Annotated in this window: 18 protein-coding genes; 7 read left to right on the forward strand and 11 right to left on the reverse strand. The window is 62.8% G+C overall.

Annotation, left to right across the window (positions count from 1 at the left end):
- Nucleotides 1-15 precede the first annotated feature (15 nt).
- The 4 genes from RBA41_RS01555 to RBA41_RS01570 all read right to left on the reverse strand — a co-directional run bounded on the left by RBA41_RS01555 (nt 16) and on the right by RBA41_RS01570 (nt 6,688).
- Nucleotides 16-3,177: an efflux RND transporter permease subunit gene (locus RBA41_RS01555; protein ID WP_306620304.1), complete on the reverse strand. Its 3,162-nt coding sequence runs from the start codon at nt 3,175-3,177 to the stop codon at nt 16-18.
- 9 nt (nt 3,178-3,186) lie between these two features.
- Nucleotides 3,187-4,722, reverse strand: coding sequence for an efflux RND transporter periplasmic adaptor subunit (locus RBA41_RS01560; protein WP_306620306.1), 1,536 nt, complete (start codon nt 4,720-4,722; stop codon nt 3,187-3,189).
- Nucleotides 4,723-4,725: 3 nt separating this feature from the next.
- Nucleotides 4,726-5,973 carry a TolC family protein gene (locus tag RBA41_RS01565; protein ID WP_306620308.1) on the reverse strand — a complete coding sequence of 416 codons (1,248 nt, stop codon included), beginning with the start codon at nt 5,971-5,973 and terminating at the stop codon, nt 4,726-4,728.
- A gap of 322 nt (nt 5,974-6,295) precedes the next feature.
- On the reverse strand, nt 6,296-6,688 hold the full coding sequence (locus RBA41_RS01570; protein WP_306620310.1) for a hypothetical protein: 393 nt from the start codon (nt 6,686-6,688) through the stop codon (nt 6,296-6,298).
- Nucleotides 6,689-6,878: 190 nt separating this feature from the next.
- Here RBA41_RS01570 and pstS point away from each other — a divergent pair, with 190 nt between their 5' ends.
- Nucleotides 6,879-7,943 (forward strand): phosphate ABC transporter substrate-binding protein PstS, encoded by a 1,065-nt coding sequence (gene pstS / locus RBA41_RS01575; protein ID WP_306620311.1) that lies wholly within the window; start codon nt 6,879-6,881, stop codon nt 7,941-7,943.
- A gap of 245 nt (nt 7,944-8,188) precedes the next feature.
- Here pstS and RBA41_RS01580 read toward each other — a convergent pair whose 3' ends face one another.
- The 3 genes from RBA41_RS01580 to RBA41_RS01590 form a co-directional block, all read right to left on the reverse strand.
- Entirely contained in the window at nt 8,189-9,100 is a 912-nt protein-coding gene (locus RBA41_RS01580; RefSeq protein WP_306620313.1) for a LysR family transcriptional regulator, read from the reverse strand.
- A 150-nt stretch (nt 9,101-9,250) separates the two neighbouring features.
- Nucleotides 9,251-9,793 (reverse strand): ankyrin repeat domain-containing protein, encoded by a 543-nt coding sequence (locus tag RBA41_RS01585; RefSeq protein ID WP_306620316.1) that lies wholly within the window; start codon nt 9,791-9,793, stop codon nt 9,251-9,253.
- Between the two features lie 42 nt (nt 9,794-9,835).
- Nucleotides 9,836-11,395: a catalase gene (locus RBA41_RS01590; protein WP_306620318.1), complete on the reverse strand. Its 1,560-nt coding sequence runs from the start codon at nt 11,393-11,395 to the stop codon at nt 9,836-9,838.
- Between the two features lie 183 nt (nt 11,396-11,578).
- On the opposite strand from RBA41_RS01590, the gene tmpT reads away from it, so the two are divergent.
- From tmpT to RBA41_RS01605, 3 genes are read left to right on the forward strand one after another with little or no spacing between them, the layout of a single operon-like run.
- Nucleotides 11,579-12,250, forward strand: a complete 672-nt coding sequence (gene tmpT / locus RBA41_RS01595) for a thiopurine S-methyltransferase (RefSeq protein WP_306620320.1) — start codon at nt 11,579-11,581, stop codon at nt 12,248-12,250.
- Complete coding sequence (locus RBA41_RS01600; RefSeq protein WP_306620322.1) at nt 12,235-13,626, forward strand: MFS transporter; 1,392 nt, start codon at nt 12,235-12,237, stop codon at nt 13,624-13,626. The genes tmpT and RBA41_RS01600 overlap by 16 nt, the downstream gene beginning before the upstream one ends.
- Nucleotides 13,627-13,677: 51 nt before the next feature.
- Entirely contained in the window at nt 13,678-14,391 is a 714-nt protein-coding gene (locus tag RBA41_RS01605; RefSeq protein ID WP_306620323.1) for a glutathione binding-like protein, read from the forward strand.
- Nucleotides 14,392-14,558: 167 nt separating this feature from the next.
- Here the strand turns inward: RBA41_RS01605 and RBA41_RS01610 are convergent, their stop codons facing one another.
- From RBA41_RS01610 to RBA41_RS01625, 4 genes are all read right to left on the reverse strand, one after another.
- Nucleotides 14,559-17,084: a hypothetical protein gene (locus RBA41_RS01610; RefSeq protein WP_306620324.1), complete on the reverse strand. Its 2,526-nt coding sequence runs from the start codon at nt 17,082-17,084 to the stop codon at nt 14,559-14,561.
- 327 nt (nt 17,085-17,411) lie between these two features.
- Nucleotides 17,412-17,780, reverse strand: coding sequence for a hypothetical protein (locus RBA41_RS01615; protein WP_306620326.1), 369 nt, complete (start codon nt 17,778-17,780; stop codon nt 17,412-17,414).
- Nucleotides 17,777-18,562 carry a 4'-phosphopantetheinyl transferase family protein gene (locus tag RBA41_RS01620; protein ID WP_306620329.1) on the reverse strand — a complete coding sequence of 262 codons (786 nt, stop codon included), beginning with the start codon at nt 18,560-18,562 and terminating at the stop codon, nt 17,777-17,779. Before RBA41_RS01620 ends, RBA41_RS01615 begins: the two co-directional genes overlap by 4 nt.
- Before the next feature lie 54 nt (nt 18,563-18,616).
- A complete protein-coding gene (locus tag RBA41_RS01625) occupies nt 18,617-20,785 on the reverse strand; it encodes a LamG-like jellyroll fold domain-containing protein (protein ID WP_306620331.1) in 2,169 nt (722 codons plus the stop codon).
- Nucleotides 20,786-20,952: 167 nt separating this feature from the next.
- Here RBA41_RS01625 and RBA41_RS01630 point away from each other — a divergent pair, with 167 nt between their 5' ends.
- From RBA41_RS01630 to RBA41_RS01640, 3 genes are all read left to right on the forward strand, one after another.
- Nucleotides 20,953-21,342, forward strand: a complete 390-nt coding sequence (locus tag RBA41_RS01630; RefSeq protein ID WP_306620333.1) for a DUF2946 domain-containing protein — start codon at nt 20,953-20,955, stop codon at nt 21,340-21,342.
- 119 nt (nt 21,343-21,461) lie between these two features.
- Nucleotides 21,462-21,638 (forward strand): hypothetical protein, encoded by a 177-nt coding sequence (locus tag RBA41_RS01635; protein ID WP_306620335.1) that lies wholly within the window; start codon nt 21,462-21,464, stop codon nt 21,636-21,638.
- 135 nt (nt 21,639-21,773) lie between these two features.
- Nucleotides 21,774-23,882 carry a TonB-dependent receptor plug domain-containing protein gene (locus RBA41_RS01640; RefSeq protein WP_306620337.1) on the forward strand — a complete coding sequence of 703 codons (2,109 nt, stop codon included), beginning with the start codon at nt 21,774-21,776 and terminating at the stop codon, nt 23,880-23,882.
- The last annotated feature ends 527 nt before the right edge of the window (nt 23,883-24,409 follow it).

The raw sequence follows: 24,409 nt of genomic DNA on the forward strand, positions 1-24,409 counted from the left end.
TAAGCATCCACGTTATTAAACACCTATTATATGCGCCGGCATTGCTGGTGGAGACGGATCGCGCCGGTGCGCCCATTGATACAGCAGCGGCAGCACCAGCAAGGTCAGCAGGGTGGACGACAACACCCCGCCGATCACCACGGTCGCCAGCGGACGCTGCACTTCAGCCCCCGTACCGGTCGCCAGCGCCATCGGCACGAAGCCGAGCGAGGCCACCAGCGCTGTCATCAAGACCGGCCGCAAGCGCGTCATGGCGCCGCTTTCCACCGCTTGCGCCAGCGGCATGCCTTGCGCGCGCAAGCCTCGGATGAAGGAAATCATCACCAGCCCGTTGAGCACCGCCACGCCCGACAAGGCAATGAACCCGACCGCCGCCGAAATCGACAGCGGAATGCCGCGCATCCACAGCGCCACGATGCCCCCCGTCAGCGCGAACGGCACGCCGGTAAACACCAGCAGCCCGTCGCGCACATTCCCGAACATGACGAACAGCAGCATGAACACCAGCGCCAGCGTGGCCGGCACCACCAGTTGCAGCCGGCTGGTGGCCGATTGCAGCTGTTCGAACGTCCCGCCCCAGGTAATCCAGTATCCGGGCGGAATCTTGACCTGCTGGCCGATGGCCGCCCCGGCGTCGGCCACGAACGAGCCGATATCGCGTCCGCGCACATTGGCCGTGACGATCACCAGCCGCTTGCCGTTTTCGCGGCTGACCTGGTTCGGCCCGGGGCTCATGTCCAGCTGCGCCACGTCGCCCAGCGGCACGTAGGCGGCCGGCTGATTGCCTTCGCGCACAGCCACGCGGATCGGCAGGCGCCGGATGGCGTCCAGGTCGGCGCGCAACGCTTCCGGCAGCCGCACCACGATATCGACCCGGCGGTCGCCCTCGAACAGCGAACCGGCAGTGGCCCCGCCAATGGCGGTGGCGATGGTCTGCTGCACGTCGCCAACATTGACGCCAACGCGCGCTGTGCGCGCACGGTCGATGCGGATCGTCAACATCGGCAAGCCCGTGGTCTGCTCGACCTTGACGTCGGCCGCACCGGGGATGGTTTCCAGCACGGCGGCAATCTGGTCGGCGCTACGGCCCATGACCTCGGTGTCGTCCCCGAACACCTTGATCGCCACATCGCTGCGTACGCCCGACAGCAACTCGTTAAAGCGCATCTGGATCGGCTGGGTGAACTCGTAGTTATTGCCCGGCACCTTCGCGACCGCCTGTTCCAGTGCGGCGAGGAACTGTTCCCTGCTGCGCGCCGGCTTGGGCCACTCGGAATGGGGTTTGAGCATGATGAAGGTATCGGCCACGCTCGGCGGCATCGGGTCGCTGGCGATTTCCGCCGTGCCCATCTTGGAAAACACCGTATCGACCTCGGGAAACTGCTTGATGGTGCGTTCGAGCGCGAGCTGCATCTGGACCGCCTGCGACAAACTCGTGCCCGGAATGCGCAGCGCGTGCATGGTGATGTCGCCTTCATTGAGGCTGGGCACGAATTCGCTGCCCAGGCGCGTGGCCAGCAGCGCCGACAGGGCGATCGCCACGCCGGCGATCACGATCACCGGCCCTTTGTTGGCGTTCGACAAGCGCAGCAGCGGAAGGTAAGCACGGCGGGCCCAGCCCATGATCCGGCTATCGTGCTCGTTGACCTTGTTGCCGATCATCAGCGCCACGGCGGCCGGGATGAACGTGACCGACAGCACCATCGCCGCCACCAGCGCGGCCACGACCGTGAACGCCATCGGATGGAACATCTTGCCCTCGACCCCGGTGAGGGCAAAGATCGGCAGGTACACCACCATGATGATGAGCTGGCCGAACAGCAGGGGGCGGCGCGCTTCGCCGGCGGCGGCGAACACTTCGCGCAGGCGCTCCTCGCGCGTGAGCGGGCGGCCGGCGGCGGCCTGGGCGTGAGCGAGGCGCCGCACGCAGTTTTCCACGATGACCACGGCGCCATCGATGATGATGCCGAAGTCGAGCGCACCCAGGCTCATCAGGTTGGCGCTGACGCCGTTGGCGACCATGCCGCTGAAGGTGGCCAGCATGGCCAGGGGAATCACCAGCGCCGTGATCAGCGCCGCGCGAATATTGCCGAGGAAGACGAACAGCACGATGATGACCAGCGCCGCGCCTTCGAGCAGGTTCTGGCGCACGGTGGCAATCGCCTTGTCGACCAGGTCGGTGCGGTCGTAGACGGTACGGGCCAGGACGCCCGGCGGCAGGGTACGGTTGATCTCGCCCAGTTTCTTATCGACCGCGGCCGACACCGCCCGGCTATTTTCGCCGATCAGCATGAATACGGTGCCGAGCACGACTTCCTGGCCATTCTCGGAGGCGGCGCCGGTGCGCAATTCCTTGCCCACGCCGACCTCGGCCACATCGCGGATGTGCAGCGGCACCCCCTGGCTGGAGCGCAGGATGATGCCGCCGATATCCTCGGCCGAGCCAACTTGGCCCGGCACGCGCACCAGGTATTGCTCGCCGCCACGCTCGATGTAGCCGGCGCCGACATTGCTGTTGTTGCGTTCGAGCGCCTCGACGATGTCGGCCAGCGCCAGGCCGTGCGCCACCATCTGGCCGGGATTCGGCGCCACGTGCAGTTCCCTGGCGTAACCGCCGATGGTATTGATCTCCGTCACGCCGGGCACGTTGCGCAGCTGCGGCTTGACGATCCAGTCCTGGATCTGGCGCAAGTCGGTGGAATCGTAGGGCGTGCCGTCGGTTTTCAGCGCACCGGGCTTCGCTTCCACGGTCCACATATAGATCTCGCCCAGGCCGGTCGACATCGGCCCCATGGCGGGCGAGGCGCCGTCGGGCAGGCTGGCACGCACTTGCTGCAAGCGTTCGTTGACGAGCTGGCGCGCGAAATAGATGTCGGTGCCATCCTTGAAGATCACCGTCACCTGCGACAGGCCGTAGCGCGAGAGCGAACGGGTCTGTTCCAGATGGGGCAAACCGGCCATTGCCGTTTCGATAGGAAACGTAATGCGCTGTTCGGCTTCCAGCGGCGAATAGCCGGGCAGGGCGGTGTTGACCTGCACCTGGACGTTGGTGATGTCGGGCACGGCGTCGATCGGCAACTGGCGGTAGCTGTAGACGCCGAACACGGCCACGAAAGCGGCCAGCATCAGCACCAGCGACCGCCGTTCGATGGAAAAGCGAATGAGGGTATCGAACATGGCGGCTCCTTAATGGTCGTGGCTGGCGCCGGCTTTGCCGAGGTCGGCCTTGATCAGGAAGCTGTTCTTTGCCGCATATTTTTCGCCGGGCAGCAAGCCGCTGACGACCTCGACCGACTCGCCATCGCTGCGCCCGAGCACCAGCGGGCGTGCTTCGAAATGGTCGCCATAGCGGCCGAACACGGAGGGCAATTCGTTCACGTTCTGGACCGCTTCGACCAGCACCGCGACCGGCACGGTGACCTCGGCGGCAACTACATCCACCGTGACCGGCAGGCCGGGCCGCCACACGCCCTTGGAATTGGGCAAGACCACGCGGGCCTTGGCGGCGCGCGTCTGCTCGCCGACCAGGGCGCTGACGTAGGAAATGGTGCCGCTGGCCACGGTATCGGCGGCGCCCGCGCGTACGGTGGCGCTCTGGCCCTGGCGGATGGTTTCGAGGTCGCGCGCGCTCACGGAGAGCTCGGCCCAGACGGTCGACATGTCGGCCACCACGAACAGGCTGGCTTCTTCCTTCACCGATTCGCCGGCGGCCACGGTTTTCTGGGTGATCACGCCATCGATCGGGGCGCGCACTTCATAGCGCGCCAGTTGTTTCAGACTGCCGGCGCCGACGCCGAGCGCGTCGAGCTTCTGGCGCGCGCTCTGCGTGGCGATCTCGGCTTCCTGCAGGGCGGCGCGGGCTTGCTGGTAATCCTGTTCCGCCGTGATTTTCTGTTGCCACAGCGTGCGTTCGCGCTCGAACACGCTGCGCGCCAGTGCCAGGCGCTGCTGCGCCGCCAGCAAGGCGCTGCGTTCGCCCGCCAGGGCCTGGCTCGACAGCACGGCCAGCACCTGGCCCTTGCGCACCGTCTGGCCCGCGTTCGCGCTGACCGACTCCACCATCCCGGCCAGGCGCGGGGCCACGTGGACCGTGCGGTCGGCGTTGAGGTGGATCTCGCCATTGAGTTTCAGCACGCTCTTGATGCGTGCCGGGCCGGCGGTGTGGACGTCGATGCCGTTCTGCGCCGTTTGCGTTTCCGACATCGTCACCCGCGCCTCGACCTGATCGTAGGCGAAACGGTAGGTCTTGCCGCCGGACTGGGCCGCAACGGCCACCTTGAAGGAATGCGGCTCGCCGACGATGGCGTCGCCGCGCAGATAATCTTCCTCGCGCGCGAAGCGGATGGTTTGCGGCGAGCGTCCCAGGCGTTCCAGGGTCAGCTGGGCCTTGGTGGCCGAGGGATCGAGCGGTTTGCCATCCTGATAGGTATAAAGCCGGAACTGCGGACCGGTGCTGTGGTCCAAGATAGTGACCTCCAGGCCGTAGTCCTGGCTGACGAACAGTTTGCCGCCGTGGGGGCCGCGCGCGGGAACGGCGTCTTCATGGTGGGGCTTGCCGCCGTGGTCGACCTGGGCGCTGTCCGCATGAGCGCCGTGTTCGTCGTGGTCGTCGTGCTGCGCCTGGCCGGGCTTGCGCGCCACGATCAGGACCGCCAGCACAACGCCGATGAGCAGGGCGACGATCATCACAATGGTCTGTTTTTTGTCGAAAGGATATTTCATGCATTACTCCACTGTCTGGGTGGCACCGGGGGCGCCGAGGATGCTGTCGATGTCGGCAGCGGCGCGATGGGCGTCCGCCAGGGCGCGCAGGTGCTGGGTGCGGGCTTGCAGCAAGGTTCGCTGGGCGTCGATCACATCGATGAAATTGAACTTGCCGTACTCGAAACCGGTACGGGCAGCCTCGTAGGCGCTTTGCGCACCGGGCACGATATCGTCGTTCAGCAGCTGGGCCTGTTCACGGGCGACGGTCAGCGCTTCGTGGGCCTGCGCCAGCTCGTTGGTCAGGCGCGCGCGGGCGCCATCGAGTTCGGCGCGGGCTTTTTCGCTGCGTCGCAGCGCTTCGTGCAGCTTGCCCTGGTTGCGGTCGAACAGGGGCAGGGGAATGGCCAGGCCAAAAACAGCCTGGTTGCGGCCCGCTTGCTGGTCGCGCTTGGCGCCGATGCTGAGGGTAAGGTCGGGCACGCGGCCGGCACGTTCGACCTGCGACAGGGCCTGGCGGCGCGCCAGTTCGGTCCGCGCAAGCCGCAACGCCGGTGCGGCCTTGAGTTGCTCCATGAGATGGGGCAGGGAAGCTTGCGCGGGCAGCCGGTCGAGGTGGCCATCGGCGCGGCCGATGTCGCGCCCGGTCCCGCCCCAGAGCGCGGCAAGGCGGCTTTTTGTACCGGCCAGTTCGCCGGCTGCCTGGGCCAGGTCGACCTTGACGCTGGAGGCGGCGATGCGGGCGCGCGTTTCATCGACCGGCGAGTTCTTGCCGGCCAGGACGCGCTTGGCCGCAACAGCGAGCGCGCCGATGGCGAGGGTGAGCGATTCGCCGGCGATGTGCTGCCGTTGCTGGGCGGCGAGCAGGTCGTAGAAGGCGGCGCGGGTTGCGGCGAGCACGGCATTGCGTTTGACGGCCAGGTCGGCGCCGGCGGCGTCGTGGCCGAGTTGGGCGGCGTTGACGCGCGCCGTGCGCTTGCCGCCGAGTTCAATCGGCACGTTCAGCTGGACCGTCGTGGTGCGGGTCGATTCGCGCGCATCTTCGACCAGGGTGGACAGTTCCGGATTAGGCGCGACGCCGGCCTGCATGACGGCGCCGGACTGGGCGTCGATTTCCAGAATGCCCGCGCGCAGGTCGGTGTTCGCTTGCAGGACGCGCGACAGCGCGCCAGCCAGGGACAGAGGAGCGGCAATGTTTGCGGCATCGGCAAACGCCCGCCCGGCGTTCGCTGGTGCCGGTGGAATGCTGGCGTCGTTCGGCAGATCCGGCAACGGTTGCTCCGTGGTACCCGCGCCAGGACGGCGCTCGGCGGGGTCACGCGCCGGATTCTGCACGCCCGAGCTCAATGACGAGCCTGGGTTTTGTTGGGTAACTGCTGACGCCCCGGTCAATGCGGGCGCAGTCAGGTTCTGGGCCTGCGTATGGCAGGGCCACGCCACGGCAATAGCCAGTGGCAAGACGAGTTTGTACATCGAATTCTCCTGATTAAAATGACAAGGGAATCCGGCGAGGCGCGCTAGCGCTGTGCGTGTTGTTTACGGCAGTGATGAACCGCGGTAAGCGGATATCAGGAAAGCGGCAGCGGCAGCCGGATCAGGCGGCGCGTTGCCATTTGGGACGTTCGGGGCGGGCCGGCCGCAGCGTCGTCAGGCAAACCGCGTCGGCTGCATCGGCGTACGACGTGGGTGGCGGCATATTGCTATCGCCGAGGGTGCTGGTGATGCCAACACTGGTGAAATGGCAGTCGCCGCAGTCGATGTCGAAACCGAAGGGAGAGTCGTCCGGGGCGGCGTGGTTGTCCGGCGCATGCTGATGGTGGCCCGGATGGGCGACGGTTGCGGCAGGTTCATGCCCACAATAGGCGCTCGCCGCCGCCCAGCTCACCTGGAGCGGAAAGACAAACAGCAAGAGAATAATCAGCAGGCGTCGCATCGCCGGATTGTAACAGCAGCAGGCCACATGCGCTGAAGCGGGATCGATGTCCATGCATAAAGAATGAATCATATGCAACGACCATAAGTTCGCTGCAAATAGCAAAAGACCATGAATTTAGGTCCAAAATACGTATTTACACGCATTGCCGCAATGTTGTAGTCCTGCTACCATCGTCGGTTGTTCGTTTCCTGGCTGCCCCGCAGCCGGCGCGGTTCCGATTACTTTAAGACCCCTGGGATTTATGTTCTCTGCTGTTAAAACTACTGTCACCCTGACACTGCTTCTCTCCGCATTCGCGGCCCACGCCATCGATATCAGCGGTGCCGGTTCGTCCGCAGCGCAGCCGCTGTACGTCAAACTTGCCGACGTCTACGGCAAATCGCAGAACGTCAAGCTCACTTATCAGCCGAGCGGTTCGAGCGAAGGTCTCAAGCAAGCCAAGGCCAAAACCGTTGAATTCGGCGCCACCGACATCGCTCCGTCCCAGGCCGATCTCAAGGCCGGCAAGTTGATCTGCTTCCCGAGCGCGGTCTCGGGCGTGGTACCGGTAGTTAATCTTCCCGGCCTCAAGCGCGGCGAAGTGCAACTGACCGGCGAACTGCTGGCCGACATTTTCTCGCGCAAGATTACTAAATGGAACGATCCCAAGCTGACCGCCGCCAACCCGGGCGTGGCCTTGCCGGATCTGCCTATCGCCGTGATCGCGCGCCAGGATGGTTCGGGCACCACGTACAACTTCAGCGATTATCTGAGCAAGGTCAGCCCCGCGTGGAAACAGGCTTACGGCCGCAACTTCACGGTTGCCTGGGCGAATGGCGTCACTCAGGTGAACGGCAGCAACGGTGCGGTCAACGCGCTCAAGCAGACCCCGGGCGCGATTGCGTACGTGGATTATCAATACGTAATGCAGGACAAGCTGACCTACACGCGCCTGAAAAACCGTGACGGCAAGGTGGTTGCGCCGGGCGCGGAGGGCTTTACGGCCGCGCTGCTGAACAGCCCGTGGGTTGCCCAGGCCAAGTATGAAGAAATGCTGACCGACCGCGTCGGTCCGGCCACCTGGCCGATCACGTCGGGCACCTTTATTGTGGCGGCCCAGGCGACCAACAATCCTGAAAAGACGATTGCCGCCCTGAAGTTCTTTGCCTGGGGTTTCGCGAATGGTGACGCGATTGTCGGCAATGCCAACTTCGTGCGCCTGCCGGACAGCATGCAAGGCCGCATCATCGGCGACCTGACCACCATCACCGATGCCAGCGGAACACCGCTCAAATGGTCGCTGGCCGAGGCGCTGAACCTGCGTTAAGCTGCCGCCGTTGAGTAGATAGCAACCCGCCCGCGTGATGCGCCGGCGGTTTTTTTTCGCTCGCCGGCCGCAGCGCCCAAGACCAGGAATCAGGCCCGGCTGGCAAAGGCCCGGCGCAGGCGGGAATCCAAGTTCAATGAGTCGCCTGCAACTGCGCTACGGAATTGGATTCCCGCCTGCGCGGGAAGTCATTTCTGCCAATGGCAGGAATGACGGCGCTTGCGTAAGTGCGTCGCCCATCAAGGTCATGCATGTCCGACCGTAGCGGATTGGCAGCAGACCGCCCGTACATGGGTGCGCAGCCAGCGGTGGGCGGGATCGGCGTCGAGCCGGGGATGCCAGAGCATTGACACGGTGAATTCGGGCACGGGGAAGGGCAGGGCGAAGCTGTGCATGCCGCTGCGCAGGCGGCCGGTGTGGCGTTCCGGGACGGTGGCGACCAGGTCGCTTCCCCATGCCAGCGCCAGCGCCTGGGAAAAGCCGGCAGCCGTGGTGACGATGGTGCGTTCCAGGGCCAGCGGCAGCAAGGCGTCATCGACCGGGCCTTTTTCCATCCCCTCGCGCGCTATGCCGATGTGCTCGCCCGCCGCATAGCGCGCCGGCGTGAGATCGCCTTCGGCCAAGGCATGGCCGGCCCGCACCACGCCGACGAAGCGGTCACGGAACAGGGCCTGGGTACGCACTTCGGGGCCGGTGGACTTGCCGATGACGCCCGTTTCGAGGTCGATACTGCCGTCGCGCAAACCCGTGCTGTCCTTGTCCGGCTTGGGCAGAAAATGCAGGCGCACGCCGGGCGCCTCGGCGCGCAGGCGCGTGATGAGTTCCGCACCGAAATTTTCGACGAAGCCTTCGCGCGTGCGGATCGTGAAGGTGCGTGCGAGCTGGGGCAGGTCGAGCTTGTCGACGGGGCGCAGTACAGCGACGCTATCGTGCACCAGCTGGCTGACCTGTTCGCGCAGTGCGATCGCGCGCGGCGTGGGCACCAGGCCGCGCCCGGCCCGCACCAGCAGCGGGTCGCCGGTGGCGTCGCGCAGGCGGGCCAGCGCGCGGCTCATGGCCGAGGGGCTGAGATGCAAACGGCGCGCCGCACGGGCGACGCTGCCTTCGGCGAGCAATACGTCAAGGGTAATGAGCAGGTTCAGGTCGGGCAGGGACATGCGCTTACGATAACGCAATTTGCGCCTGGCGTGGCGTCAGACGCACGATTATGGCGTCACCGGGTGCGTAGCGCGCCATGTGAATACGGCGGCCAGATGGGGTTTCTGCCGCTGGCGCGCCCCGACGTTCGCCGCCGGCTCCGCCCGTTGTCAGGGTTGGCGCTGCGCCTGCCGGAATTCGCCGCGGGCGAGGCTGGCGGGGGTGTTGCCTGCGCCATCGGCCGCTTTCATGTCCGCGCCGCGCTCGACCAGGGCTTGCAGGATCTCGCTACGCTGGAACAAGGCCGCGTACATTGCCGCCGTCTGCCCGGCATGATTGCGCTGGTTCGGCTGGCAGGCGGTATCGGCCAGGCGGCGCGCAATGCGCAGCTCGCCTTTGAAAATCGCTCCCATCAGCGCCGTGTTGCCGCGCTTGTCGCCCGCGCACGGGTCGGCGCCGGCGCCAACGAGCAGGTCCACCGCGGCGCCCTGGCCATGGTAGGCGGCCAGGATCAGCCCGGTGTAGCCTTTCTCGTCGCGCGTGTTCAGGTCGTAGGCCGCGCTGGTGAATTCCTTGAGCATCGCAACATCGCCACGCCGGGCCGCGTCGAAGTAATAGCCTTTGAGCTGGTCGGCCAGGCGCGCCGGATCAGGCGGGGCCGCGTGCGCCAGTTGCGCCATGGCGAGCGCGGCAATTGTGATCAGGTATTTCATGGCAGTCTCCCAAACGGCCGCCCGCAGGCGGCCGTTTTCTCATCAGTCGGCCAGGGCTGCGGCGCGCGAGGCAACTTGCGCGACCTTGTCGTTCAGCGCGGCGGCGAGCGCCGTTCCGTAGGCGGCATCGGCCTTGTAGAAGTGCGACAGCATCGTGTAGCGCACTTCCTCATCCTTGACCTGTCCAAGATCGCCGGCCAGGTTGGCCACCAGGTTCTGCTGCTGCTGCGCAGGCAAGGAGCGGTAGAACTCGCCCGCCTGGCGGAAGTTCAGCGTCTTGGTGATGCGCTGCTGCACTGTGCTGCCCGAGAGGGGAAGCTGGCTCGGCTTGAAGTCGGCGTTGACCGCCAGCGGCGACTGGCGGCTCGGCTCGTAGTTGATATTGCCGGTGCGCTTGCCGGCATTCATCGCGCCATCCTGGTGGTGATTCACTGCCGCCACGCGCGGCTGGTTGATCGGCAATTGCAGGGCATTCGGGCCGAGGCGGTACATCTGGGTGTCGGCGTACGAAAACACGCGGCCTTGCAGCAGCTTGTCTTCGGACGGCTCGATGCCGGGTACCAGGTTCGATGGCGCAAAGGCGCTTTGCTCGGTTTCCTGGAAGATGTTGGCCGGGTTGCGGTTCAGGGTCATCGTGCCGAGCTTGGTTTCCGGCACGCCAGTCCAGATTTTGGTGGCGTCGAGCGCGTCAAAGTCGAACCTGCCCAGTTCCGACGGCTTGAGCACTTGCACATACAGTTCCCAGCGCGGAAATTCCTTGCGCTTGATGGCGTTGATCAGGTCGTTGCTGGCGTGATTGAAATCCTTGCCCTGCACGGCCGATGCTTCGGGGCCGGTCAGGCTCTGGATGCCTTGCAGCGATTTCCAGTGGAATTTGACGTAGTTGACCGTGCCGGCGGCGTTGACGAATTTATAAGCGTGCACGCTGTTGCCGTCCATGAAGCGGTAGCCTTTCGGCGTGCCGAGGTCGGAGTACACCTGGGTCAGCATGTGGGTCGATTCCGGCTGGTGCGAGAAGAAGTCGAAGAAACGGTTCGGGTCTTGCACATTGGTCTCGGGCGCAGGCTTGAGCGAGTGGACCATGTCCGGGAACTTGACGGCGTCGCGGATGAAGAAGATCGGCAGGTTATTGCCGACCAGATCCCAGTTGCCTTCGCTGGTGTAGAACTTGGTGGCAAAACCCCGCGGGTCGCGCAGGGTTTCGGGCGAGTGGCTGCCGTGGATCACCGTCGAGAAGCGCACGAATACCGGTGTTTCGGTGCCTTTGGCAAATACTTTGGCCCGGGTTAACCCCGACACATCGCCGCTGGCGACGAAGACGCCGTGCGCGCCGGTGCCGCGCGCATGAACGACACGATCAGGAATCTTCTCGCGGTCGAAACGTTGCAGTTTTTGCAGCAGGTGAACGTCTTGCAGCAGGGTCGGGCCGTTCTGGCCGGCCGTCTGCGAGTTCTGGTTGTCGCCCACCGGTGCGCCGTTGTCGCGGGTGAGCTGCGGCGCCGCCGAGGTAAACGGGGAGAACAGTGCTGCAATGGCGAATGCCACAGCAGAGCGTGCCGCGCGGCGTTCTCCGGAAGTGCGCAGCTGGGTTGTGTTAATCATTTTGATTCCTTTTTTTGTAAATGTGTTTAAACAATAAGGAAATCGAGGCGATATGTATACGCAATTGTAAATATCGATACGATAGCTTTTGGCTATATACATGTCAGTTGAGTGGCGTCAAGCGCAACGATATAGTGCAAGCCGTGCGTCTTCCGCCATGTTGTCCAAGCGGCTAGACTGGGTTTGGGTGCCGACGCTCGGCATGATCAGACAAGGACAGCTATGGACAGGGACTTTTGGCATCGCAAGTGGGCAATCAACGAGATCGGTTTTCATGAGCGGGCGGCCAGTCCGCTCATGGTGGCGCATATCGGCCGGCTGAATCTGGCCCCTGGCAGCCGGGTGTTCGTGCCTTTGTGCGGCAAATCGCTCGATCTGCATTGGCTGCTGTCCGAAGGCTTTCGCGTGGCGGGCGCCGAGTTGAGCCGGATCGCCGTCGACCAGCTGTTTGCCGATCTGGGCCTGACGCCAGAGGTCCATCAGACGGGAGAACTGCTTCACTACCGCGCGCGGAATATCGATATTTTTGTCGGCGATATTTTTTGCCTGGATGGCGAGACGCTCGGCCCGGTCGACGCGGTGTACGACCGCGCGGCTTTCGTGGCGCTGCCGCAAGCGATGCGCGCGCGTTACGCCACCCATCTGACGCAACTGGCGGGGCGCGCGCCGCAACTGCTGATTTGCTACCAGTACGACCAGTCCCTGATGGACGGGCCGCCGTTTTCCATCGGCGATGACGAAGTGACGCAGCGCTACGGCCACGCGTATGCGTTGACCTTGTTGACCAAAACCGACGTGGCCGGCGGCTTCAAGGGCCGTTTTCCGGCGACGGAAGCGGTGTGGCTGCTTCAGTGAGCCCGCGGCCGGCTGCGCAGCGGCGCTGGACGCTGGCCGCGCTGTCGCTGTCGATGCTGCTGTCGTCGCTCGGCACCAGCATCGCCAATGTGGGCTTGCCGACGCTCGCGCAGGCGTTCGGCGCCACGTTCGCACAGGTGCAGTGGGTCGTGCTGGCCTACCTGCTGGCGATTACCACGGTCATTGTCGGCGCCGGACGGCTCGGCGACCTCGCGGGTCGGCGCCGGCTGCTGCTGGCCGGGATCGCCCTGTTCACGGCGGCATCGGCCTTGTGCGGCATGGCGACGGCGCTGCCCTGGCTGATCGCCGCGCGCGCGTTGCAGGGACTGGGCGCGGCGGTGATGATGGCGCTGACCATGAGCTTCGTTACCGAAGCCGCGCCAAAAGATGGCACCGGAAGCGTGATGGGACTGTTGGGAACGATGTCCGCCATCGGCACCGCGCTCGGACCGTCGCTCGGCGGCCTGCTGATCGCGGCGGTTGGCTGGCGCGCGCTGTTCCTGATCAATGTGCCGCTGGGGATGCTTACCTTGCTGCTGGCGTATCGCGCGCTGCCCGGGGACGTTCGGCGGCCGGCGGTGTTCGACCATGTGGGCACGTTCCTGCTGGCGGTGACGCTTGGTGCGTATGCGCTGGCCATGACGGCGGGCGGCGGCAGGTTCGGGGCAGTCAATCTGGGCTTGCTGCTCGCCGCAGCGGCGGGAACGGGCCTGTTCATGCTGGCCGAATCGAGGGCCGCGTCGCCGCTGATTCCGCTGGCGCTGCTGCGCGACCGGCTCCTCGGTGCGCGCCTTGGCACCACGACGCTGGTGTCGACGGTGATGATGGCGACCTTGATCGTGGGGCCGTTCTATCTGGCGCGCGCGCTCGCACTGGCGCCGGCCGCCGTCGGCATGGTCTTGTCGGCGGGGCCGCTGGTATCGGCGCTGTGCGGCATGCCGGCGGGGCGGATCGTGGATCGCGCCGGGACCCCGGGCGTCACCATCGCCGGGTTGATGCTGATGCTGGCGGGGACGCTGCCATTGGCAGTGCTGCCGGCATCGGTGGGCGTGCCCGGCTACCTTGGGCCGCTGATCGTCATCACCATCGGGTATGCGCTGTTCCAGGCGGCGAACAATACGGCGCTGATGGCCGATGCAGGCGCCGATCAGCGCGGCGTGGTATCGGGCATGCTCAATCTGGCGCGTAATCTGGGGTTGGTCACCGGTGCGTCGCTCATGGGCGCGGTGTTTGCGTTCGGCTCGGCGGCCGCCACGACGGCGCCGGATGCGGCGGCGGCAGGCATGCACCGAACGTTCGCGCTTGCCGCCGTGCTGCTGGCGGCCGCGCTGGCCATTGCATGGCGCGCGGGGAGGGCGCAAAAACAGCAAGCTTGAAATTTCTGCTATGTTGTCAGATCACTTTGACACGCTTTAAAGGATACTGCCATGGACGACCTGTCGACATTCCCGATCACGAAAAAATGGCCTGCCCGGCACCCCGAGCGCATCCAGCTCTATTCGCTGCCGACGCCGAACGGCGTGAAGGTATCCATCATGCTGGAAGAAACCGGGCTGGCCTACGAGCCGCATCTGGTGCGCTTCGATCACAACGACCAGCTGACGCCGGAATTCATGTCGCTCAACCCGAACAACAAGATCCCGGCCATCATCGATCCGAATGGCCCCGACGGCAAACCGCTGGCGCTGTTCGAGTCGGGCGCGATCCTGATTTACCTGGCCGAGAAGAGCGGCCAGTTCCTGCCGCCCGACGCCGCGGGGCGCTACGAGACGATTCAGTGGTTGATGTTCCAGATGGGCGGCATCGGACCGATGTTCGGCCAGCTCGGCTTTTTCCACAAATTCGCTGGCAAGGAGTATGAAGACAAGCGGCCGCGCGACCGCTACGTGGCCGAATCGAAGCGCCTGCTCGGGGTGCTCGATGAACGGCTGGCACAGCGCACGTGGATCGTGGGAGATACGTACACCATCGCGGACATCGCCATCTTCCCGTGGGTGAATAACCTGATTGGATTTTACGAGGCGGGCGATCTGGTTGGCATTGCCGATTTTCCGCATGTGACGCGGGCGCTGCAGAACTTCATGGGGCGGCCGGCGGTGGCGAAAGGGCTGGAGATTCCCAACCGGGATGGTACGGCCTGAGCGAGCAGACGCGCTCGCCGTAACGCTGTCTTGATGGCATGCCCAACGTGTGACATCCGGATTCCGGTATCACCTTCCATTCCATGCTTGCCGTTCAAATTGGAACGGCAAGCATGCGGAAATCGAAATCAAGCCACAAGGCTGCGATTCAGGGAGCGCTTACATTATTACGGATTAGCTACCATGTCGAATTTGATCAACTTGGATCCAGATATGTAATACAGGTTGCCAGTTTCATCAATATCCACCGAATTGACACCGCCCTTGACAAGCAACTCCGCAACCTTGGTAGCCTTCTCAGGTGTTTTTATTAATACGCGGTACAAGTTGTCATTAAATGAAATATACACATAGCCGTTTTTAGCCTCGACCATCTTGGCTGCCTTCCACACAATCTTCCAGGCCGCGTAGCTTAAATCAAATAATTCGTGTCGCGAAATGGGATCAATAGCATTATCCGGATCGTAAATAAACAACGTATCTTCCGCCAATCCCCAGATTTTACCTTGAACATTAATCAATGTTGTGATGGCTTGTTTGTCCGCTACCGGATTGATGAATGTAGCCTTGGCAGGGTCCGAAATATCGAACATGAACAATTTTGCGGTTTCAGCATTGCCGTTTTCATCTTTACCGGGCAGGTCATCAAAAGCCCCCCATGCGGAGGTTCCGCCATAAATCACATTTTTGATATTGGTCAGCGTCAGAATGCTCTGGCCTTTGACAAAATTATCTTTGATAACCGGTGCGGGCAGGCCTGACACTGCATCAAGCGAAAGAATCGCCAGAGTTCCGCTAGGATGGCCACCTTGTGGCACGGTTCCAATCACAAGCTTATTCACAGGTGCGGGGATGGCCAACATGGCAAAAGGCCGGTCCTGCTTGTGATCGCCACTCAAATCCAATAAGTCTTTCCTGTTTCCGAGACCGGTTGATAACATATCATAGGATTTTATTTTGGCATACTGATACAATCCGGTGTATAACTTGTTGTTTAATACCGCGAGACCTTCTGGCTGGCCCTTTTCATCCGTAAATTTTACGGTAGGTGTTGCGGCGGGATCGTATGTGCCGATACCACCATTAAGAAAGCCACCGGTGTACACTTTAGGATTAAGACCCGGCCCAACAGTCAATGTCCTGAGGCCTGTCGCAACCACCGGACTTACAAAATTGGTAGTTACGGAAGTCTTGGCCGTATAATTGTACTTCACGATAACACCATGCCCTGGAGAGCCCTCACGCACACATGCTATCACTTCGTCAGCATTGGGAAACATGAATGCCGCACTTTGGCTCATCGGGGTTAGTTTATTTTCTGTATTGGTTGCAATATTGTATGAGTATAAATGTGAAGCTTTGTTTATATGCTCTGGATCTGGCTTGGTGTAAAAGACCAATTTCCCGTTGGGCGCAAGCCCGCTGATCCCATATGAATTAATTTGATTGATTATCGGCGGGGTAGGAGTTGGCAGGGCCGGATCCAGCACCAGTGTTTGATTGAGACCGCTGCCCGTTATTCGTGCGAATAATTTTCCGCCCACATAGTCAGTGTGGTAAGCATAATCCCAGTTTCCACCTTTCGTAATGCCGTAAAGTAAGTTTTTCGGGTTATTTCCGGCCAAATCAGTCTGATACACAGCTGCAGGTATTCCAAGTCCCCAATATAGTTTTTCGTTGGTTGTATCAACCGCAAGCGCATGCACATTCGTCGCCACGTCTACCGGACCCGTGAGCGGGGTAAGTCTACCATCGTGTGTGTTGTAAGTGAACGCAGTCGTACTCGTCGATCCGCCTCCATAGATCATCCCATTCGAACTTGGCCTCAGTATCGCAATTGCTCCGGAATCAGATTTCCCGACGAGTTTGATATTTTTAAGTCCGGGAATATGGTGGTAAAGCCGACCGGAGGCAGTTCCTACATACACCTCATGGTCAGCCGCAACAGCGACGCTCAATACTTCTTCGGGTTGCGGAAATTCAATTTCATAGCGGCTCTTTCCATCGTTAACGTTGTATGCAATGAATTTCGCTGGATGGCCAGTTGCGCCCACATACAAGAAATCACCGTCAAATGCCGCAGCAGAAACGAGAGAGCGTGTTATCTGATCTCCTTTGTCCTGAATATCGGGAGTAGTGAAGCTGATATTGTCGAAGTATGCGGTTGCAGCCGCCGCATTTGCGGTAAACAGCAGAACCGACGCATGTGTCGCACCTGCCGGAGCAATAACGGAAAGCGATGTCGGCAACCATTGATCGTTATTGCCGACAGCACCCATCGACCTTGGATCAGGTAACAGCGTGGTACCGGCATAGAACTTAATGCCCAGCATAACGCTTCCAGGGCTGGCGGTGTTCTCCAGTTTTATCAGGGCGGAGAGATCGATTTGTGTTCCCGCCGTTACAGAAACCCGCTCACTTTCGAATGCCGCCGCGACATTGGCGCCCGGGTCAGCCAGTTTTATGGCGCCTGAATTTTCGTATCCGCCGGTGGCGGACCATGTGACCAACTGCGTATTGGGAACCATCCAGCCCGACACGCCTATCGGGTTTGTCGTGAACTTCGGATTGGTCAGTTTGAGACTGGTCGCGGCTTGAGCTGCCGACATTGCTGCAATCGACCCGATAGAAAGCAGTAAGAGCTTTCCTATGAACTTGCTTGCCTGCTTAGGTGAACGAAAATATATCGTCATACGTACTCCCGGGTGTCCGATTAATAAATACTTGTTTAAAGAAGATTTAGCATTTAAATAGTAGCGATAGCAACTTTTAACAGCCGCGGCAATAATATATCAAATGTGATAAGATTGATATAAATTTCATACATTGCGCGTTATGTGCCGAGGGAAATCGGAGTGGATTTGTGGCAATTGATTGGCCGAAGGGCAATTCTCTCAAGTCGACGTGAGAGCCAACACCGAGCCTCAGCGCGACGCGACGGTTGACGACAAATCGGCAATTAAACCGGCATCGCCGGATCGGGTGATGGTTGCAGCGCGGATCGCGTTGGCGCCCAGCCGCTATTCCGTCGGAATATAGCCCAGCCCGGAATCGTCCTGACAGATCGATTCGCCGATAAAGAACCAGTAGGCCAGTTCGCTCAGTCGCTGGTACGCGGCATCGAGGTAGTCCTGGCCTAACTCGTTGCGAAATGCCGGTGACGACGAGAGTTCCCTGACCATATTGTCGTGTAGCCAGAAGCCTTCGGCGATCCAGCGCTCAAGACGTTCGCCGTGGTCGGCGCTCTCCAGATAGCACTGCATGGCGCCGACGAGGCGCGCAAATGCGGGCTTGTTCCAGCGGGCGAAGCAGCGCAGTTCGGCCAGAAAGCCGTCTTCGGACTGGAATTGCTCTCTGAGCGCATCGATCGGGTCGGGCGAAGTCGTCATGGCGAACGTTTCAGCAGGGTCCATGCGAAAGGCGTCTCGGATACGGTTGGCATGACGCTGCGCACGGTCAACGACGGCACGGCGCCGTCGAGACGTTCGGCGCACAGCGCGAGCAGGTGGTCGGGCGTGGGCTGGATTTGCCAGAAGCGCCAGCGCGCGGCCTCATCGCCCAATTCCGGGTCGACGGCAAGGGCGACGCTGCGCTCGTCGGGAAAACGGAAGCTGAAGCGGTCGAGCGGAATCGATAATCCCATGCCGCGTGCCTTGATGTAGGCTTCCTTGAAGGTCCAGTATTCAAAGAAGCGGGCCTGGCGCCGCTGTTCCGGCACGGTGGCCAGTTCCGCCACCTCGGCCGGCGCGAAAGAGTGCTCGGCGATGCCCGCGGACACCTGGCGCGTAGCGAGGTTTTCGACGTCGACGCCCAGCACGCGGTCGCGCGTGACGGCCAGCGCGATCAGGCCGCGCGTGTGCGAGACATTGAAATTGAGCGAACGGGCTTCGGCGTGCGCGTTGCTGATGGCGGGGCGTCCGTAGTCGTTGGGGATGAAGGTCCAGTCGGCCGGAGCCACCGGGGCGTAGCGCGAGAGGGTGGTGCGCACCAGCGCGCGCGTGGCCAGGTAGCGCAGGCGGTCGTCCGGACGGTAGAAGCGGATTTGCTGCTGACGCTCGGTGTCGTTGAGCAGTTCTAGCAGGGCGGCCTGCAGTTCGGGGCCGGTGATGGTCTGGTAGAACATCAGCCAGATGTCGATGTGCTGGCTGGTGAGCGGGTGGTGTGGAGTCATCGGGTAGGCGAATAAACTTGGGTTCCCGCCGGCGCGGGAACGACGATGGCGAAATCAGGTGCGCACCAGCGCGGCCAGTTCGGCGGCGCTGAGGGCGCCGTGAAAGAGGCGGAAATCGTCGATTTTACCGTTCAACCATGGATCGGTCGGAAATTGCGAGCGGCCGAGCCAGTTCTGGTTGGTCGGTCCAAGACGGAACGGCGCCAGCGCCAGGGCGCTGTTGCGGCCCACTTCGACGCCGTTGACGTACAAGATCCCCATACTGCCGGATAAGGTAACCGCCACGTGCGCCCACTGCCCCACGGGCAGTGCCGCGTTGCCGGAAATGCCTTGTTCGCCGGCGGGGAAGTTGGTGGTGATGCCGAAGCGGACCACGCCCTTGTTGTTGCGCGGCGTGAGCATCATGTAGTGCCCCGGTCCGCTGCCGAAGTCGAACACGCGCGACCACGGCGTGGACGCATTCAGGTACACCCAGGTGGCCACGGTGAAGTCGGCCAGGTCCGCAACGAGGTTGTGGGGCAGGCTGACATGGCCAGCCACCCCGTCGAACGCGACTGCGTTGCCGGTACGGCCTGTCGTCCACGTGGCGCCCCTGGCCAGGGTGCCGGCGTGGCGATTGCCGCTGGCGTCCGCCGCGACCGTACCTGACGCTTCGTCCATTCGCAGGCGCGTGTGCGGCGTCAGTCCCGTGACGACGCGCACTGCGGCGGAGGGCGCGCTTTCCTTGCCGGCGATATGCGCTGTCACCACGTAGTAAAAGGCGCCGGCCGGCATGGCCGCATCGGAGTAACTAAGCAGGTCGCTGATGCCGCTCGCCAGCACCTTGTACGGACCGCCCAGGGCAGTGGCGCGCTTGACGGTGTAGCTGCCGGCGTGGGCGCAGCCCCACCAGCTGAGAACGACCTTTCCCGCAGCAAGACGCGCCGTCAGGCCGCTCGGGACGCTGCCGCTCATGGGTTCGCGGGTAAACGTCAGGGTGCCGAAACCAAGCTGGTCGCCGTTGCCGCCATCGCCTTCGGGGCGCGTTTGCAGCGCTTGCGCGCCGGTGTAGGGGGCGGCCAGGCCACGCCGGTTGACGTAGTGCTGGTGCACCATTTCCCATACGGGGCGGCGGATTCCCTGCGACTCGGGCGACAAGACTGGCTGGTAGGCGTTGATGTTCCGGTAAGGCGTGTAGGGCACCGGATGGAAGGCGCCGGCGGCATCGCGCAGGTTGGATTTGGCGACGTATTCGGCGCCGGCCAGGAAGCGGTTGTTGTCGTAGCCGTACATGTCGTCGCCCTGGTTCCACGCCATTTCGCAGAACACGCCGGCCAGGCCGATGCCGAGCGTGGCATGGCCCTGGTCGCGGCCACTTTCCTGCCACTGGCCGAGGTGGCCGGGGTGGATATGATAAACAGCCTGGGAGCTGGCGCCATTGCCGGGGCCCGTCATGTAGTACTTCAGCGCCTCGTTGTACAGGTCTTCGCGGTCGCACAGCACGCCGATGGCGAGGATGGATGCCAGGGTGCACTGGTCCCAGGCGGCCCAGTAGTTGGTGATCTCGGCGCCGTTATGCTGGATCAGGAACTGGTGGTTGAGCGGATAGAACACGGTGAGCATCATGTGCTGGAAGCGCGCAAAATCGGCCGGCGCCCAGCCGGCATAGGTGCGCATGATTTCGGCGGCATTGGCGAACTGGTAGCCGTAGATGCCGGCCGCGAGGAAGCGGTCGGCGTTGCCGCTGATGGTGGTGAGCGTGGACGACCAGGCGTTGAGGAAGGCGATGGCGCGTTCGGCATAGGCGACGTCGCCGGAGATTTTCCAGCGCAGCGCGAGCTGGTAGGCGCGGGCGATGTCAATGTACATCTGCGCGAAGTTTTGTGCCTCGCCGCCGCGGATGACGGTTTTCAGAGGGCGCGGCGTGGCGTTCAGCTGGGAGCGGCCATTGGCGATGAGTGCTTTCCAGCCGCTGGCCCAAGGTTCGGCGTGGGCGCCGACTTTGGCGCGCATGCGCTCGAAGTCGGCGGCGGTGTGCAGCAGGCCGGGGTGGACGAAGCGGCGCGGCGCGGCAGGGCGGATCGCATCGGAACGCTTCGATTCGGTGACGCTGATGGAGCTGCCGGCGGCGTCCACGCCGCCGCCGCAGGCGCTCAGGCTTAGCGAACCGAGTGCCGCAAGACTGACGCCCCCGGCGCAGAATTGGCGGCGCTTGGGTAGAAATGCCGGTTTGCTATCGGACATGGAACTCCTTCGGGATAAATGCCACCGGCCACCGGCCGCCGTACGGACGATGATTGTACCGCGTCGCTCAATGGCCCATGGCCTGCCTGCCATTTCGCGAATTAATCAAGGCGCGAACGGCAAAAATGGCGCCGTGGATCCGCGTTCCTTCGGCTATAATATTCTCCATGATCAACATTGCAAAGCGACAAACACTGCATATCTGGATCGCCATGCTGGCCATCCTGTTCAGTACGCTGGCGCCCGGAATGGCGCGTGCGATGTCTGCTTCCGGCGCTCCCGCCGGCACGATGGAAATCTGTACCGCCAATGGCTACAAGCTGGTCAAGGTCGGTGACACCGACGCCAGCAAGACGCCGGGGTCGGCACAGCACGGCATGGAGCATTGCGCATTCTGTCTCACGCACGGCGGCTCGCTCGGCTTGAGCGGCACCCTGCCCGAAAGGCTGGCGTTCGATGCCGTGCGCGATGTTTATCCGCCGCTGTTCTACTCAGCACCCCGATCCCTGCATGCCTGGTCCACGGCCAATCCGCGCGCGCCTCCCAACCTCGTCTGACCGACCGCTGCGGCGCACACGCGTGCGTCCGCGCGGCCACACATCCAGTTACAGCCCGGCCCGCCGGTGCACGCTGCCGCCTTGTCGCGGCCATCTGAAACCTGTTTGACGAGCATTCCATGAATCCATCGATTTTTGCCGCGCGAGCAAGCCTGGCCATCTTCCTGCGCACGCTGCGCTGCTTTAATGCCGCCGCTTTTGTCGCGCTGGCGTTCTTCTATTTCGCTTCGCATTGCCTGCCGCCGTTGCCGGCCTTTCCGATGCAGCTCATTGCGCTGACCCAGCCAGTGCACTGATTTCGCGCGGCAGTCGTCGCAATCCGGATGCATCGATGCTGGCCGCGCTGCGGCCCGCATCGTGACCAGCTTCGTCGATTTTCCGTTGCATCAGCATTTTTGACTTCACAACACATCACTTATCAGGGAATTACCATGAAACCGCTTTATCTGTCCGTCTGTCTGGCCGCCGCCGGCGGCGCCGGCCTGAACGCGCACGCCCAGAGCGACGCCGTACAGGAGCTCGCGCCGCATATGAAAGTCATCGTGTCGGCAATCGGCGCGGGCTTGCAGCCGCGCAGTTCCGGCGCCGGCGACACGGCGCTGCTGCTCAGTGCCACGCCAGGCTACAGCGTGGCGCAGGGCGGCGGCGTATCCGGCCTGCCGTTCGTCAATGGCCTGGGTGACGACCGCCTCAAGATTCGCATCGACGGCATGGAAATCACCTCGGCCTGCGCCAACCATATGAATGCGCCGCTGTCGAACATCGCCCCCAGCCAGGTCAGCCGCATCGAGGTGCTGGCCGGCGTGACGCCAGTGAGCGCCGGCGGCGACAGCATCGGCGGCACCATCACCGTGAAGTCGGCGGCGCCCGTGTTTGCCAAGGCGGGCGAAGCGTTGCACACCGGCGGCAAGCTGGTGTTGAGCGGGCGCAGCAACGGCGAGGCGGTTAACGCGGGGGTGTCGGCCACAGTCGCCAGCGACAGCATGAGCTTCGGCTACAACGCGGCTTATGCGCACGGTCATAGCTACGAGGATGGCGACGGCAGGCGCGTGGCGGGCAGCCTGTACGAGAGCATCAACCAGTCGGCCGTGCTGGCCGTGCGCGACCGGAACCAGCAGCTGACAATGCGCGTCGGCACCCAGCGGATTCCCTACCAGGGTTTTCCCAACCAGTTCATGGACATGACGGGCAACGACGGCAAGTTCGCTAACGCGGGCTATGCCGGCAGGTTCGGCTGGGGTGAACTCGACGCCAGCGCCTACTGGCATAGCACCGACCACGAGATGGGTTTTTTCTCGCCTGAGCGGCCGGGCAACATGCCGATGTTGACAGAGGGCCGTAACGCCGGCTACGCGCTGCAAGCTACTCTGCCCGTGAGCGATGCCAGCACGCTGCGCTTGGGCCAGGAGTTCCACAGGTTCCGGCTGGACGATTTCTGGCCGGCCGTGGCGGGTTCGATGATGATGGGCCCGAACACCTATATCAACATCAACGGCGGCCGGCGCGACCGGGTTGCGCTGTTCGTCGAAGCCGAAACCCGCCATGATGCGCAGTGGACTACGCTGTTGGGCGCACGCTGGGAATCGGTGCGCATGGACGCGGGCGCGGTCCAACCGTATGCCAAGAACATGATGAATGCGGCGGATGCCGCCGCAGCAGCAGCCTTCAATGCGGCCGGACGCAGCCAGCGCGACAGCAATCTGGATCTGACGGCATTGAGCCGCTTCAAGGCCGGCGCGGGCAGCACGTACGAACTGGCGGCGGCGCGCAAGACGCGTTCGCCCAACCTGTATGAGCGCTACTCCTGGGGCCGGGGCACGATGGCGATGACGATGACCAATTGGTTCGGCGACGGCAACGGCTATGTGGGCAAGGTCGACCTGAAACCGGAAACGGCGAACACGCTGAGCTTTACCGCGCACTGGCACGGCGCCAGCGGCCCGTCCGGCTGGTTCGTCAAGCTCAATCCGTATTACAACCGGGTGCAGGATTACATCGACGTCGATGTAGTTGGCCAGTTTACGCCATACCGGGTCGCGAACGCGCGTGGCGCGCTGCTGCGCTTCGCCAATCACGACGCCAGGCTGTACGGCGCCAATCTGTCGTGGAGCATGCCGGTGGCGAGCAGCGGCACCTTGGGCTCACTGAAGTTCGCCGGGAATGCCGCTTATACGCGCGGCAAGCGCGCGGACGGCGGCGATCTGTATCACATGATGCCGTTCAACGCCTTGCTGACACTGGAACACGGCATTGGCGCCTGGAACAGCGGCATCGAGAGCAAGCTGGTGGCGCGCAAGGAGCGGATCGATGCGCGCCGCCTGGAACCGCAAACCGCCGGCTATGCGCTGCTGGGTGCCCGGACCAGCTACCAGATGCGCAAAAACGTCCAGTTGACGGCTGCCGTGAGCAACCTGCTCGACAAGGCGTACGCCGATCCGCTGGGCGGTGTGTATCTGTCCGGGCTGCGTGCCGCCGGCGCGCTGCAGCCATTGCCGGGTCACGGACGCTCAGTCGAACTCGGTCTGAGTGTGGGGTTTTGACGTCGCGTGCTGGCGCATATCGCCGATCATCCAGCCGCCACGGTAGATGATTTTTCGCCCTGAAACTAAAGTTCACCAGTAGCCCTTTTCGATGACGCCGCTTCCAAGGGGGGCGGCGCCATCATCGATCACTTGCCGTCGTTGAAAGTACTCGTAGTTCTTGCCAAGTTATAGGAACAATGCGAAATCGCCAATTATCCATTGGGCGCATCTGTGTCTGTGAGACTGGCATGGCTTCAACTTGCTTTCTCCATCAGGCGGTCCCATTCCCAATCGTCTCCGTCCTTGCGTCGAACCTTTTCAATATATTCGTCGAGGAAAAGAAGACGTGTTCCTCCATATGGTGAACTGAAATGCACATAGGCTTGGGGCGTGCGGTAGACGTTGATCCGCGGTTGAAATATGGTGAAGGTCTTTCCCGGATCGGCGTGCTCGTCGTACCAGGTCGCGATTGGTGGCTCACCGTTTAATCGAAAAAGTGCTGATATTTAAATCATGGGAACGGCCACGCTGGCCAGTGCCGCCCC

The sequence above is a fragment of the Massilia scottii genome, from assembly GCF_030846495.1.
In the GTDB taxonomy this organism is placed as follows: Bacteria; Pseudomonadota; Gammaproteobacteria; order Burkholderiales; family Burkholderiaceae_D; genus Telluria_A; species Telluria_A violaceinigra.